Annotated in this window: 12 protein-coding genes; 6 read left to right on the top strand and 6 right to left on the bottom strand. The window is 64.8% G+C overall.

What is annotated here, in order from left to right; translation table 11 throughout:
* Positions 1-34: 34 nt before the first annotated feature.
* Both ubiB and ubiE read right to left on the bottom strand, forming a co-directional pair.
* Positions 35-1,609 (bottom strand): 2-polyprenylphenol 6-hydroxylase, encoded by a 1,575-nt coding sequence (ubiB, locus tag GA0061099_RS05755; protein WP_036024467.1) that lies wholly within the window; start codon positions 1,607-1,609, stop codon positions 35-37.
* Positions 1,606-2,367 (bottom strand): bifunctional demethylmenaquinone methyltransferase/2-methoxy-6-polyprenyl-1,4-benzoquinol methylase UbiE, encoded by a 762-nt coding sequence (ubiE, locus tag GA0061099_RS05750; protein WP_036024468.1) that lies wholly within the window; start codon positions 2,365-2,367, stop codon positions 1,606-1,608. The genes ubiB and ubiE overlap by 4 nt, the downstream gene beginning before the upstream one ends.
* An 81-nt stretch (positions 2,368-2,448) precedes the next feature.
* Here ubiE and mutM point away from each other — a divergent pair, with 81 nt between their 5' ends.
* Positions 2,449-3,330 (top strand): bifunctional DNA-formamidopyrimidine glycosylase/DNA-(apurinic or apyrimidinic site) lyase, encoded by an 882-nt coding sequence (gene mutM / locus GA0061099_RS05745; RefSeq protein WP_036024469.1) that lies wholly within the window; start codon positions 2,449-2,451, stop codon positions 3,328-3,330.
* A gap of 134 nt (positions 3,331-3,464) precedes the next feature.
* Here the strand turns inward: mutM and GA0061099_RS05740 are convergent, their stop codons facing one another.
* A complete protein-coding gene (locus GA0061099_RS05740) occupies positions 3,465-4,208 on the bottom strand; it encodes a ParA family protein (protein ID WP_036024470.1) in 744 nt (247 codons plus the stop codon).
* Between the two features lie 238 nt (positions 4,209-4,446).
* On the opposite strand from GA0061099_RS05740, the gene ggt reads away from it, so the two are divergent.
* Positions 4,447-6,126, top strand: coding sequence for a gamma-glutamyltransferase (ggt, locus tag GA0061099_RS05735; protein WP_036024472.1), 1,680 nt, complete (start codon positions 4,447-4,449; stop codon positions 6,124-6,126).
* A gap of 95 nt (positions 6,127-6,221) precedes the next feature.
* Here the strand turns inward: ggt and GA0061099_RS05730 are convergent, their stop codons facing one another.
* Positions 6,222-7,580 carry a serine protease gene (locus tag GA0061099_RS05730; protein WP_036024498.1) on the bottom strand — a complete coding sequence of 453 codons (1,359 nt, stop codon included), beginning with the start codon at positions 7,578-7,580 and terminating at the stop codon, positions 6,222-6,224.
* 106 nt (positions 7,581-7,686) lie between these two features.
* Between GA0061099_RS05730 and GA0061099_RS05725 the strand changes: the two genes are divergently transcribed.
* Positions 7,687-8,490, top strand: a complete 804-nt coding sequence (locus GA0061099_RS05725) for a HesA/MoeB/ThiF family protein (RefSeq protein WP_036024474.1) — start codon at positions 7,687-7,689, stop codon at positions 8,488-8,490.
* Positions 8,491-8,892: 402 nt separating this feature from the next.
* Here the strand turns inward: GA0061099_RS05725 and GA0061099_RS05720 are convergent, their stop codons facing one another.
* Entirely contained in the window at positions 8,893-9,894 is a 1,002-nt protein-coding gene (locus tag GA0061099_RS05720) for a 2-hydroxyacid dehydrogenase (protein ID WP_036024475.1), read from the bottom strand.
* 320 nt (positions 9,895-10,214) lie between these two features.
* Here GA0061099_RS05720 and GA0061099_RS05715 point away from each other — a divergent pair, with 320 nt between their 5' ends.
* On the top strand, positions 10,215-10,742 hold the full coding sequence (locus GA0061099_RS05715) for an SH3 domain-containing protein (protein WP_036024477.1): 528 nt from the start codon (positions 10,215-10,217) through the stop codon (positions 10,740-10,742).
* 139 nt (positions 10,743-10,881) lie between these two features.
* On the opposite strand, the gene irrA is transcribed toward GA0061099_RS05715, so the two are convergent.
* A complete protein-coding gene (gene irrA / locus GA0061099_RS05710) occupies positions 10,882-11,370 on the bottom strand; it encodes an iron response transcriptional regulator IrrA (protein WP_036024479.1) in 489 nt (162 codons plus the stop codon).
* 352 nt (positions 11,371-11,722) lie between these two features.
* Between irrA and fabA the strand changes: the two genes are divergently transcribed.
* Together fabA and fabB are read left to right on the top strand one after the other, a co-directional pair.
* Complete coding sequence (gene fabA / locus GA0061099_RS05705) at positions 11,723-12,244, top strand: bifunctional 3-hydroxydecanoyl-ACP dehydratase/trans-2-decenoyl-ACP isomerase (protein WP_036009034.1); 522 nt, start codon at positions 11,723-11,725, stop codon at positions 12,242-12,244.
* Positions 12,245-12,283: 39 nt separating this feature from the next.
* The gene (gene fabB, locus GA0061099_RS05700) at positions 12,284-13,507 is read left to right on the top strand and encodes a beta-ketoacyl-ACP synthase I (RefSeq protein WP_036024480.1); all 1,224 of its coding nucleotides are present in this window, start codon (positions 12,284-12,286) and stop codon (positions 13,505-13,507) included.
* The last annotated feature ends 6 nt before the right edge of the window (positions 13,508-13,513 follow it).

The following is a 13,513-nucleotide window of genomic DNA, read 5'->3' as shown; positions in this document are numbered from 1 at the left end:
TAGCGATGCTATCATTCGCATGATTGCAGTGCAATCACAAATTCCGGACTGCGATCAGAATCCCGATGAAGGTCGCGGCGATGATCCAGAGCGCCACGGTGCGCCAGCGGTTCTTGCGGCCCTCGCTGCGTCCCATGGCCGCGATGCTCTCAGGCGACAGCCTGATGCCCTCCCGCGTCATGGTCTCGAGCTGCTCCAGCACCTTCACGGACCGCTCGGCGATCTCGGGCAGGCGCATCAAGACCCGGGCGATGTCCCCGGTGCCGGCGATCGCACCCTCGATGCGACCGATGGGTCCGAGATTGCGCTCGATCCATTCGCGCACCACGGGATCGGCGATCCTCCAGATGTCGAGCTTGGGATCGAAGCCGCGCGCCACGCCTTCGACCACCACCATGGTCTTCTGCAGCAGGATAAGCTCGGGCCGCGTCGTCATGTCGAACAGGCCGGTGACCTCGAGCAGCAGCGTGAGCAACCGCGCCATCGAGATCTCTTCCGCCGTGCGGTTGTGGATCGGCTCGCCGATAGCGCGGATGGCTTGCGCAAAATTCTCGACCGAATGATGCGCGGGCACATAGCCGGCCTCGAAATGCACCTCGGCCACGCGGCGATAATCGCGGGTGATGAAGCCGAGCAGGATTTCGGCGAGGAAGCGCCGCTCCTTCATGCCGAGCCGGCCCATGATCCCGAAATCGACCGCGACGAGACGGCCGGCGTCATCCAGGAATAGATTGCCCGGATGCATGTCGGCGTGGAAGAAGCCGTCGCGCAGCGCGTGGCGCAGGAAGCTCTGGATCACCTTGCGGCCGAGATCTGGCAGGTCGACCTGCGCCTCTGCGAGGCGCTTGTGATCGTTCAGCGCGATGCCGTCGATCCATTCCATCGTCAGCACGTTGTGCGTGGTGCGGTCCCAGTCGACGGCGGGCACGCGGAAATCGGGATCGTCGCGCGTGTTCTCCGCCATCTCCGACAGTGCAGCTGCTTCGAGTCGCAGGTCCATCTCCATCGCGACCGAGCGCGACATGGTGTTGATGACCTCGATCAGGCGCAGGCGCCGCGCCTCGGCTGAATAGGCCTCGGCCTTGTGCGCGACGTAGAAGAAATCGGAGAGATCGCGGCGGAAGCGTGCCGCGACGTTGGGCCTTAGCACCTTGATCGCGACCGACTTGCGGATGCCGTCGCGCAACACCTCGCCGCGATGCACCTGCGCGATCGAGGCCGCCGCGACCGGCGGGCCGAAGCTCACGAAGACGTCCGTCAGCGGCCGTTCCAGCGAAGTCGCGATCGTGGCCTCGGCTTCCTGTTGCGGAAACGGCGGCAGACGGTCCTGCAGACTTTCGAGATCCCGCGCCATGATGACGCCGACCACGTCGGGGCGCGTCGCCAGGAACTGGCCGAGCTTGAGATAGGCCGGGCCCATCCGCGTCAGCGCGCGCGAGATCCGCGGTCCCTGCTTGGCGCCACGGCGCTCGATGATGCGCGCCAGCTTCAGCGCGAGCTGTCCCGGCGGCGGCACCAGACTCGGGTCGACCGCGCCGAACACGCCTTCGTGCGCAAACACGAACGCGGCGCGGATCAGGCGCGCAATGTGGGTGACGGCAGAGATCACAAACGCCAGCCCGAATGCAGTGCGACGATGCCGCCCGAGAGTGTCTGCCAGCTGACGCGGGCAAAGCCGGCCTCCCGGATCATGTCGGCGAAGACGGCGGGCTTTGGAAATTTGCGGATCGACTCGACGAGATATTGATACGATTCGGCGTCGCCCGTGACCATGCGCCCGAGCGGCGGGATCACCTTGAACGAGAAGAGATCATAAAGTTTGTCGAGGCCGGGCATCTCGACGGTGGAGAATTCCAGGCACAGGAAGCGGCTGCCGGGCCTCAGCACGCGATAGGCCTCGCGCAGCGCGAGGTCGATCCGCGGCACGTTGCGGATGCCGAAGGCGATCGTATAGGCGTCGAAGCTGCGATCGGCAAAGAGAAGCGATTCGGCGTTGCCCTCGACGAAATCGACCTGGGTGTCCAGATGACGCTTGGCGGCGCGCTCGCGCCCCACGGCGAGCATGTCCGAATTGATGTCGCACACCGTGGCATGGAAGCCGGGGCCGGCCGCCTTGGCGGCGCGGAACGAGATGTCGCCGGTGCCACCGGCGACGTCGAGCAGGGCGAACGGCCGGTCGCCCCTGGGCGGATCCAGCGAGGTGATCATGATGTCCTTCCAGATCCGGTGCAGGCCGCCGGACATCAGGTCATTCATCAGATCATAGCGCGACGCCACGCTGTGAAACACGTCGTTCACCAGCGTCTGCTTGTCCCCGAGGGGAACGTCCCTGAAGCCAAAATGCGTGGTTTCGCCCGGCCGATCCATTACTCTACTCCAGTCGGCGGACCATAGCCTGCCCGCCGCAATGGCGCTATCACACCGCCCTCATAAGGTGAATGCCCGACCATGCCTGAATTGCCCGAAGTCGAGACCGTGCGCCGCGGCCTTCAGCCCGTGATGGAGGGTGCGAAAATCCTCGATGCGGAGGCCCGCCGCCCGGATTTGCGCTTTCCGTTCCAGCCCGACTTCGTGGCCCGGCTCAAGGGGCAGGTCGTCACGGGCCTCGGGCGCCGCGCAAAATATCTTATGGCGGATCTCGCTTCCGGCGACGTGCTCTTGATGCATCTGGGCATGTCGGGCTCGTTCCGCGTCATCAAGCCGGACAACGAGGCTCAGCCCGGCGAGTTTCACTATCCGAAGGCCAAGGATTCCGCGCACGACCACGTGCTGTTTCGGATGTCCTCGGGCGCCGACATCATCTTCAACGATCCGCGCCGTTTCGGATACATGAAAGTGATTGCACGTGGCGCGCTCGAGGACGAGCCTCTGCTCCGCGGGCTCGGCCCCGAGCCGCTCGGCAATGAATTCGACGCGGCGATGCTGGCGCGCTCCTGCCAGGGCAAGACCACGAGCCTGAAGGCCGCGCTGCTCGACCAGCGCGTGGTGGCCGGGCTCGGCAACATCTATGTCTGCGAGGCGCTGCACCGCTCGCATCTGTCGCCACGGCGCATCGCTGCGACGCTATCCACCAAGAAGGGCGAGCCGACAGATCATGCCAAGCGCTTGGTCGGCGCGATCCATGCCGTGCTGAACGATGCGATCAAGGCCGGCGGCTCCAGCTTGCGCGATCACCGCCAGACCACCGGCGAGCTCGGCTATTTCCAGCACTCGTTCAAGGTCTACGATCGCGAAGGCGGAAAATGCACGACGCCGCGCTGCGGCGGCGCGATCAAGCGGTTCGTGCAGAATGGTCGTTCGACGTTCTGGTGCCCGAAATGTCAGAAGTGACCATCGGGATTGCCGCAGAGAGGCCGTGAGTCTCAGCAAGGGCGACGATCTCACCCCGCCGTCATTGCGAGCGCCGCTTGGGCTCTTTCACCGGATAGCGAAGAGCTCGGCTGTCGTCCGAGCGATCGCCCCGCTCAGGACGCCAGTGTCGTGGTCTCGTCCGCCGCCTGCTCTGCAGCGATCTGCAGCATGCCGTGCGCAGCCGAGATGACCTGGTCGATCAGGACATTGGTGGTGGCTTCGAGCTCGAGCCGGGTCTCGATCCAGCGCCAGAGGCCGCGGATCTCGTCCGCCGATTTGCCGTTCGGCGCGAATTCACTCACGGCAAGGCCGCTCGCAAGCGCGTCCTGGTGATCGTTGCGCATCACGATCAGCGGACGCGCGAGCACCTCGGCAAGATCGAGCGCGGCTTCCTCGGCGAGCGCGGTCGCGGCGTTGTCGATGCGCTGTCCGCGGATCGGCGTCTGGTTGAGCACGAAGCTGTAAGGCCGCTTCCAGGCGCGGGCGACGCTGAGCGTCGAGACGGTCGCCTCGATGTCGGCGACGCTGGGACGGGCCGGGATCAGGCAGAGGTCGGAATGGCGGATCGCGGCGGTGGTGGCGGCGCTGAGGCCGGCGGCGGTGTCGACGATCGCGATCTGGAGGCCGCTGTCGGCGAGCATCTTCAAGCGAGGCTCGATATTGGCGGCTTGATAGATCGGCTCGACGACGACGTCGTCATTGTTGCGGCGGCGCTGCCAGTTGGAGAGGGTGCCCTGCGGGTCGGTCTCGATCAGGCGGACGGTGAAGCCGGTCTGCTTGGCGGCCAAAGCGAGCCCGATGGCGAGCGTGCTCTTGCCGCTGCCGCCCTTTTGGGTGGCCAATGCGATGGTGTGCATTTGAAGATCAGTCCTTTGGAGCTGGGTCAGGGATACGCCACGCGAACGTGCATCGCTTCTGGATGCTGAGCGCTTCTCGCTCAGGACGTGCCGGCCCGATCCAAAGAGGGATCGCGGAGGTCCGAATCAACAGAGGCAATGGTGGCAGAATTGGGAATGTCAGCTAATCCGTACCAATACTGGACCCGTAATCGTGCGTATGATGTGGTTGCCGCCGTGAACAAGAAGGGCAGGCGGCATGGGCGGGAACTGGCGCGAGCGGACGGCAACCACCTTTGAATGCCAGAAGATGCCGGCGGTCTCGAGCCGCGGCATGGTGGTCAGCAATCATCCGCTGGCTTCCAGCGCCGGTGCCGAGATGCTGGCAGCCGGCGGCAACGCCATCGATGCCGCGATTGCCACCCTGTTCACGCTGACGGTGGTCGAGCCGATGATGGTCGGCATCATCGGTGGCGGCATGGCGCATATCCGGCTCGCCGACGGCAGCCACCGCTTCATCGACGGCCAGAGCACCGTGCCCGCGGCTGTGCGCGACACCACCTACATCTCGAAGCCCGGCTCGGCGCACGACGTGTTCGATACCGTCGGCGACGAGAATCTCAACGGACCGAAGGCAGTTGCCACGCCGGGCTCGCTGAAGGCTTGGTGCGAGACGTTGCGCCGGTTCGGCACTATGAGCCTCGCCGACGTCCTGCAACCCGCCATCAAGCACGCCGCACGCGGTTATGCAGCGACGCCCTATTTGCACGAATGCATCAGTGAGTGCGCTATCGAGATGCGTAAGGACAAACCGATTTCGGCGATCTACTTGCCGAACGGTGAGCCTCTCAAGGTTGGCGAGCGCGTAATTCAGGCCGAATATGCCGAGACCCTGCGCTATATCGCCGAGCAAGGCGAGACCGCGCTGTACGAAGGGCCGCTTGGCGACATCCTCGCCGACTACATGGAGAAGACCGGCGGCTTCATCCGTCGCAGTGATCTCGCAGGCTACAAGACCGTTGAGCGGCAGCCGATCCGGGCCGATTATCGCGGCTGGACCATTTTTGGCCCGCCGCCTCCGGCCGCCTCCGGCGTGCATATCGCGCAGATGCTGAACATCCTGGAAGGCTACGACATCGCTGGCCTCGGCTTCGGCACGCCTGAAACGATTCATTACCTCGCCGAGGTCCTGAAGATCGCCTTTGCCGACCGCGCTGCCGCGAGTGGCGATCCTGATTATGTCGGCGTGCCGGTGGAGAAGCTGACCTCGAAAGCCTATGCCGAGGAGCGCCGCCGCGCCATCGATCCGGCGCGGGCGCAGATTTGGGGTGCCGGCGTGTCGCAGCTCGAAGGCGCACATACCACGCACATGACGGCGGCGGATAGCTTCGGGAACGTGGTTGCGACCACGCAGACGATCAACAGTCTGTTCGGCGCCAAGATCATGATCCCGGGCTTGGGAGCCATCGCCAACAACTACATGAATTTGTTCGATCCGCGTCCGGGCCACGCGCTGTCGCTGGCGCCGGGAAAGCGTGTCACCACTTCGATGTCGCCGATGATGGCGCTGAAGGGCGGCAAGCTGCGCTATGCGCTCGGTTTGCCCGGAGGCAAGCGCATCTTCCCGAGCGCGATGCAGGCGCTGGTCAATCTGATCGACCACGGCATGAGCCTGCAGGAGGCGGTCGAGGCGCCGAGGGTGTGGACCGAGGGCAATGCGCTCGAGGTCGAGCAGACGGTGCCTGAGAGCGTGCGCTTGAGGCTCGCGGCGCTGGGCCACAAGGTCGAGCCCGTTCCGACCGTCGCCGGCGGCATGAACGGTATCGCCTTCCAGGACGGCGGCACCATGACAGGCGCCGCCTGCTGGCGCGCCGACGGCACGCCAGTCGGCATTTCGGGCGGCCTTGCGAAGAGCGGAATCAGGTTCAGGCTCGCTTAAGGATCGGCATGCCGGCAATGGCGTCGATGTGATGCCCGGCAAAGGTCGCGAATGCCTGCTTCAGCGTGGAAGGAGAGATAAGACGCCGCAACATGCTACTTCCGCACGCAGATCACGCGCACGACGGCGGCCTTGGCGTCCGTCGACGTGCCGTTCGCCGCGACCCCGTTCGCCTTCAGGAATCCGCGCACCGCCTCTGCGGAGACCATCATCGCCTGCGACGCCTGCACCGATGTTGCAGGCCCCGCGACCACCGCCGCCTTCAGCAGCGCGATGCCGGCGAACTTGCCGTCGGCGTCGACGGCCGGGCTGCCGGAGAAGCCGACCGCCGGCGACGGCGAGAGTGCGGAATTGCTGCTGGTCACCGGCGCCAGCGTGGCCTTGAGGCTCGACACCGCCGCCGCGCCGCCCTGGCTTTGCGGATCGGCGATGCCGACGAGATCGACATTGGTTTTCGGGGCCCCGCCGGCGAGGCTGAGCGGCTTCAGGCCGGGCGCGCCGTAGACGCGCAGCAGCGCGAGATCGCGCTCCTTGTCCTCCGCGATGCGATCGGCCCTGCCATGACCGGCGATCATGATCGCAAGGCAGCCATCGGTGACGAGGCGGTCGGTGACGATCGCGCCGTCCTCGCTGACGACGACGCCGGTGCCGTATTCGACGGTCTTGCGTGGGGGCGGCCCGGCCAGCGGCCGCGACGGAAACGCGTTGAACGCGCTCGACATCGCGATCACGACCGGCTCGACAGTATTCTCTGTCGCCTGGTCGTAGAGGATCGTCATGGTGCGGACCTCGTCGCCCTTGAAGGTGCCGCGGACATAGAACTTCTTCAGGCCCTGCAAGCCCGACAATACGAAGAAGTCGGGCTTCACCACGGTGTAATCAACCTTGCGTCCGGACGGCTCCTTCTCGAGATCGGCGAGCTTTGCCGAGGTCGGGTTCGCCTCCTTGCGGCGGCTGAGAACCACCTGCACCGTCCCTGTCGGCGAGGTCCATTTCGAGCCGTTGGCGTCGCTTGCCTGCTGTGGCACCAGCTTGCCCGGAATGCCGAGCCGGGCACCGCTGGTCGGCTCGGTCACGATCTTCCAACCGACGCTCTCCTGCTTCTTTCGCGCCGTGTCGGCGAGCGCGGCGCGCTCCTGCGGATTGAGCACGCCGGTCGGCTTGCCGCCCTTGGCCTTCTGGTATTCCTTGATGGCGTTGACTATGCGCTCGCTGACGTCGCCGGTGATGGCGCCGTTATACTGGCCGACCCAGGCGAGGTCGGACTGCAGCGCCAGCCGCTCGGCTTTGGCCATGGCATCGGCCGTGGCGGCAGGCGTCTGCATCGACGGGGGCTTGACCGGAACGGTCTGGACCGTCTTCGGGGTGGCGCCTGGCACTTGGGGCGTCGTCATCTGGGCGTGCGCGCCCGTGACAGCCCCGAACATCAGTGTTGCCGCAAGCATCGACCTCATGACAAATCCAGCCAGCCCGTTGAACGCCAAAACATTGAAAAGCATGCGATTGAAGCACATCTCGTTGGTCGCGAACAATGACGGTGCGGTTCAGGAGTAAGAGAAGGTGCTGAGCCCGGACGAACTCGAACGCTATGCCCGCCATATTGTCCTGCGCGACGTCGGTGGTCCCGGCCAGGCTGCGTTGAAGCGGGCCTCGGTGCTGGTGATCGGCGCCGGCGGGCTCGGCGCGCCCGCGCTGATGTATCTGGCCGCCGCCGGAATCGGCACGCTGGGCGTGGTCGACGACGACGTGGTGTCGCTGTCCAACCTGCAGCGCCAGGTGATCCATACGACGCCCGACATCGGCCGGCACAAGGTCGAGAGTGCGGCCGAGCGGATCGCGGCGCTCAACCCGCACGTCCGCTTCGTCGGCCACGCCACCTGGCTCAACGCGGATAACGCGCTCAGCCTGATCGGTGATTACGACCTCGTGCTCGACGGCTCCGACAATTTCTCGACCCGCTATCTGGTCTCCGACGCCTGCTTCTTTGCCAAGCGGACATTGATCACCGCGGCGCTCGGCACGTTCGACGGCTCTCTCACCACCATCCGCGCGCATGAGACCAACGAGCAGGGCGAGTTCAACCCGACCTACCGCTGTCTGTTTCCGGAAGCGCCGCCGCCCGGCACCGTGCCGGCTTGTGCGGAGGCCGGGGTCATGGGCGCATTGGCGGGCGTGCTCGGCTCGATGATGGCGCTGGAGGCGATCCGCGAGATCGTCGGCTTCGGCGATGGCCTCGTGGGCCGCCTCCTGATGATCGATGCGCGCGCGATGCGCTTCGAGACGCTGCGCTACGGCCGCGATCCCGCCAATCCGCTCAACGGCGACGGGCCTGTGTTCGATGACTTGAGCATCCACCGCGAGTAGGACACCGGCCCAAAATTCGGGCGGCATCGAGAGCACTGTGCGAACAGTAGAACTCGATGCCAGTACTTGGAAAACAGCTCAGGATTTTTGATCAGGTCTCAAGGCAGCAATAGGGGCACCGGAGTGGGATGGCGACATGCTGGCTGCCTTTTTGGATTCGATTTTCGGGGGCGGAATGAACGCACTCAAGCCCCCTTACAACATCAAGATCGTAAATACGGCTGGGCTCGCACCAGACGTTATGGAGCTGATCCGAGAGTTTTCGTTACGCATCGAGCAGACGCGGATACGCCGGCTTGCACGTACAGGTGAGGACGTGGCGGCCAGTCTTGAAATCGCGCGCCAGGTTCAATTTGCCCGGGGGCACATAGGATCAGCATCCGTCCGCCGGAGCACAGCGCCTCAAAGCATGCTCGGCAGCACGCGGTCCGGCGGCTTGTGGGCGTCGAGGAAGGTGCGGATGTTGATGATCACCTTCTCGCCCATTTCGACGCGGCCTTCGATCGTGGCCGAGCCCATATGCGGCAGCAGCGTCACCTTGCCGGCCCTGGCGAGCCGCACCAGTTTTGGATTCACCGCGGGCTCGTGCTCGTAGACGTCGAGGCCGGCGCCGCCGATCTCGCCGCCTTCGATCAGCTTGATCAGCGTGTCCTCGTCGGTGACCTCGCCTCGCGCGGTGTTGACGATATAGGCGTCTTTTCGGATCAGCTTCAGCCGCCGGGCCGAGAGCAGGTGGTAGGTTGCCGGCGTGTGCGGACAGTTCACCGAGATGATGTCCATCCGCGCCAGCATCTGGTCGAGGCTTTCCCAATAGGTTGCCCCCAGCTCCTCGGCGATGACGGGGGCGACGGGACGGCGGTTGTGGTAGTGGATCTGCAGGCCGAAGGCGCGGGCGCGGCGCGCCACCGCCTGGCCGATGCGGCCCATGCCGATGATGCCGAGGCGTTTGCCCCCGATGCGGTGGCCGAGCATCCAGGTCGGCGACCAGCCGGCCCAGGGCTTGCCTTCGGTCAGGATCGAGGCGCCTTCGATCATTCGCCGCGGCACCGCCAGGATCAGCGCCATGGTCATGTCCGCGGTGTCTTCGGTCAGCACCTTCGGCGTGTTGGTGACGGTAATGCCGCGGGCATGGGCGGCCGCGACGTCGATATTGTCGACGCCGTTGCCGAAATTGGCGATCAGGCGGAGCTTGCAATCGGGCTGGTTCACCACGTCGGCGCTGATGTGATCGGTCACGGTGGGAACCAGCACGTCGGCGGTGCGGGCGGCTTCCGCGATCTGCTCGGGCGACATCGGCGTGTCGTCGAGATTGATCCGCGCATCGAAGAGCTCGCGCATCCGCGTCTCGATCGAATCCGGCAGCTTGCGCGTCACCACGACGAGGGGCTTTTTCTTCACCGACATGTCCTGCTCTCATGAGGCATCGCAGGCCGCCTCTGTCGCCAAAGGCCGGTCGTTGAGGCCTCATTAACCCGGTTGTTCGACACTGCCCTTGCCGTGTCCGTCCCCGGCGTTTCCTCCAAGCTCACCCGACATTTCCGGCCGGAAAATCGGGGCCAATTGGTTGCTCGAGTGCCCGTTCTCTCTAGCAGAAGACCGGGCCAAGACAAGAACCACGGCTCAAGGCTTGGAACCCGCAAGGCGCGGGGAGAAGGGACAGGCGCGGCAGGGTTTGGAATTGGGGTGAAGGTCCGGTCTGCCGGGTCTTTGAAGGAGACGGGTTGATGGCGTTGGGGCGTTTTTGTTCGATGATGGCGCTTGTTTGCTTGTGGTTGAGCGCCTCGGTCGACCCCTCGCATTCGAAGGATAATACCCCGCAGGCCAGCAGCGGCTTGCCGGTGCCGCGCTATGTCAGCCTCAAATCGGATCACGTGAACGTCCGCGCCGGCCCGACCAAGGACAATGACGTCGCCTGGGTCTACACCCGCGCCGGCCTGCCGGTCGAAATTACCGCCGAGTTCGAGAACTGGCGCCGGGTGCGCGATTCCGAGGGCGCCGAGGGCTGGGTCTATCACTCGCTGCTGTCGGGCCGCCGCACTGCGGTCGTCACCATGAAGCACAAGGACGATCTCGCTCCGATCTACGACCGACCCGATCCCGACAGTGCGGTTGCCGCCAAGCTCCAGGCCGGCGTCGTCACCCAGGTGAAGAAATGCGCCGCAGGCTGGTGCCGCGTCATCGGCAACGGCTTCGACGGATGGATCCAGCAGGAGCGGCTCTGGGGCGTCTACGTCGACGAACAGGTGAATTGAGGCCGAAGGCTAGCAATCTGCCGCCCACCATCAATGCCCGGGCTGGTCCCGGGCATCCACGACCCTTGCATCTGGTCGAAAACGTAGATGGCCGGGACAAGCCCGGCCATGACGACGATTTCAGCAGTTTAAGGCTAGCTCAGCGCTTCTTGCGCAGGCGCACGACCATATCGATGCGGGAGATCTCGTAGCCCTCGGGCACCTCCGGCATCTTGGATAGCGCCAGATGCGGATCCTCGATGTCGACCAGCTCGTGGCTGTTCTCGAGATAATAGTGGTGGTGGGTGGTGACGTTGGTGTCGAAATAGGTCTTCGTGCCGTCGACGCTGACCTGGCGCAGCAGGCCGGCATCGGTGAGCTGGTTCAGCGTATTGTAGACCGTCGCCAGCGACACCGGGACCTTGGCGAGCGTGGCTTCCTCGTAGAGCATTTCAGCCGTGAGGTGGCGTGCGCCCTTGCCGAACAGCAGCCAGCCCAGCGCCATGCGCTGGCGCGTCGGCCGCAACCCCGCGGACTGCAGCATTTCGTTGACGTCGTGCCAGGGGCACCCGGTCAAAGCCGGCTGCCGGCCGGCCAAGAGGGCCGCGGCATGGTCGTCGTCGTGTTGGGACGCGGTATTCTCGTTCATTTCCAAGATTTCGGGCACGCGTGAACAATATCTCTCTGTAATATAAGAACAGAAAGATGCAGATGCAAGTTTCTCGCAACTAGAGAGGTTCTAATCAGGCCTGGAACCGGCTGGGGAGCGCGTCATTTTACCTTCATGTCTGCGCTTTGCCACCCGAAATCGGCTGTGTTAGAGAGCGCGCGGTTCCGCTTAGCCGATTTTGGCGCAGCCGGCATGGAGGCCCGGTCGGCAGTTCATGCGAAGCTTGCGCAAGTCGCAGCCGGCGGTGGCAATTGGCGTTGCTGTCCGATCCAGACGGGGCCCAATTTTGCCAGGAACGCCGCTCAATCGGAATTTGAACAGAGGCTCGTGAATGCTGAACAGGCGCAACGGTTACGACTACGAGGATCTGCTGGCCTGTGCCCGCGGCGAGATGTTCGGCCCCGGCAATGCCCAGCTGCCGCTGCCGCCGATGCTGATGTTCGACCGCATCACTGACATCAACGACAATGGCGGTGAGTTCGGCAAGGGCCTCGTGCGCGCCGAGCTCGACGTGAAGCCCGACCTCTGGTTCTTCGGCTGCCATTTCAAGAACGATCCGGTCATGCCCGGCTGCCTCGGACTCGATGCGCTGTGGCAGATGGTCGGCTTCTACCTCGGCTGGAGCGGGGGGGAAGGCCGCGGCCGGGCGCTTGGCCTGAGCGAGCTGAAGTTCGGCGGCCAGGTGCTGACCGACGCCCGCAAGGTTGTGTACAACGTCGATATCAAGCGCGTGATGCGTTCGAAGCTCGTGCTCGGCATCGCCGACGGGTGGCTTTCGGTCGATGACCAGATTATCTATCGCGCCAAGGATCTGAAGGTCGGCCTGTTCAAGCAGGGCACGAGCCTGGGCTGAGCGCATCACTAAGAAGACAACGATTGAGGCGAGGCTGTCATGAGGCGGGTTGTGGTCACCGGGATGGGCATCGTCTCGTCGATCGGAAACAACACCCAGGAAGTGCTTGCGAGCCTTCACGAGGCGAAGTCGGGCATTTCGCGGGCTGAGAAATATGCCGAGCTCGGCTTCCGTTCGCAGGTGCAAGGCGAGCCGTCGCTCGATCCGTCGACGGTGGTCGACCGCCGCGCGATGCGCTTCCTCGGCCAGGGCGCGGCGTGGAATCACATCGCGATGGAGCAGGCGATCCAGGATTCCGGCCTGTCGCCCGACGAAGTCTCCAACATCCGCACCGGCATCATCATGGGCTCCGGCGGCCCCTCGGCGCGCACCATCGTCGAAGCCGCCGACATCACCCGCTCCAAGGGACCGAAGCGCGTCGGCCCGTTTGCGGTGCCGAAGGCGATGTCCTCCACGGCATCCGCGACGCTCGCGACCTGGTTCAAGATCAAGGGCGTGAACTATTCGATCTCATCGGCCTGCGCGACCTCGAACCATTGCGTCGGCAATGCCTATGAGACCATCCAGATCGGCAAGCAGGACGTCATCTTCGCCGGCGGCTGCGAGGAGCTGGACTGGTCACTGTCGGTGCTGTTCGACGCCATGGGCGCGATGTCCTCGAAGTACAACGACACGCCGGCCACGGCCTCGCGTCCCTACGATCTCAATCGCGACGGCTTCGTCATCGCCGGCGGCGCCGGCGTGTTGGTGCTGGAAGAGCTCGAGCATGCCAAGGCGCGCGGCGCGCGCATCTATGGCGAGGTGGTCGGCTATGGCGCGACCTCTGATGGCCACGACATGGTGGCGCCGTCGGGCGAAGGCGCCGAGCGCTGCATGCGCATGGCGATGTCGACGGTGAAAACCAAGGTCGACTACATCAACCCGCACGCGACCTCGACGCCGGCCGGGGACCCGCCGGAGATCGAGGCGATCCGCAAAGTGTTCGGCGTCGGCGAGAAGTGCCCGCCGATCTCGGCGACCAAGGCGCTGACCGGCCATTCGCTCGGCGCCACCGGCGTGCAGGAAGCGATCTATTCGCTGCTGATGATGAACAACGGCTTCATCTGCGAGAGCGCGCACATCCAGGAGCTCGACCCCGTGTTCGCCGACATGCCGATCGTGCGCAAGCGCATCGACAACGCCAAGATCGGCACCGTGCTGTCGAACTCCTTCGGCTTCGGCGGCACCAACGCCACGCTGGTGTTCAGCCGGCTGGATGCGTGATCTCTG

This window comes from Bradyrhizobium yuanmingense (genome assembly GCF_900094575.1).
Taxonomy (GTDB): Bacteria; Pseudomonadota; Alphaproteobacteria; order Rhizobiales; family Xanthobacteraceae; genus Bradyrhizobium; species Bradyrhizobium yuanmingense.
This window is presented reverse-complemented; position numbering and strand designations above follow the sequence as displayed.

Coding starts and splice junctions, on each gene's coding strand:
- ggt (WP_036024472.1), top strand. CDS start 4,447: ATGGGCGGGAACTGGCGCGAGCGGACGGCAACCACCTTTGAATGCCAG.
- mutM (WP_036024469.1), top strand. CDS start 2,449: ATGCCTGAATTGCCCGAAGTCGAGACCGTGCGCCGCGGCCTTCAGCCC.
- irrA (WP_036024479.1), bottom strand. CDS start 11,370: ATGAACGAGAATACCGCGTCCCAACACGACGACGACCATGCCGCGGCC.
- fabB (WP_036024480.1), top strand. CDS start 12,284: ATGAGGCGGGTTGTGGTCACCGGGATGGGCATCGTCTCGTCGATCGGA.
- GA0061099_RS05730 (WP_036024498.1), bottom strand. CDS start 7,580: ATGAGGTCGATGCTTGCGGCAACACTGATGTTCGGGGCTGTCACGGGC.
- fabA (WP_036009034.1), top strand. CDS start 11,723: ATGCTGAACAGGCGCAACGGTTACGACTACGAGGATCTGCTGGCCTGT.
- GA0061099_RS05720 (WP_036024475.1), bottom strand. CDS start 9,894: ATGTCGGTGAAGAAAAAGCCCCTCGTCGTGGTGACGCGCAAGCTGCCG.
- GA0061099_RS05740 (WP_036024470.1), bottom strand. CDS start 4,208: ATGCACACCATCGCATTGGCCACCCAAAAGGGCGGCAGCGGCAAGAGC.
- GA0061099_RS05715 (WP_036024477.1), top strand. CDS start 10,215: ATGGCGTTGGGGCGTTTTTGTTCGATGATGGCGCTTGTTTGCTTGTGG.
- ubiE (WP_036024468.1), bottom strand. CDS start 2,367: ATGGATCGGCCGGGCGAAACCACGCATTTTGGCTTCAGGGACGTTCCC.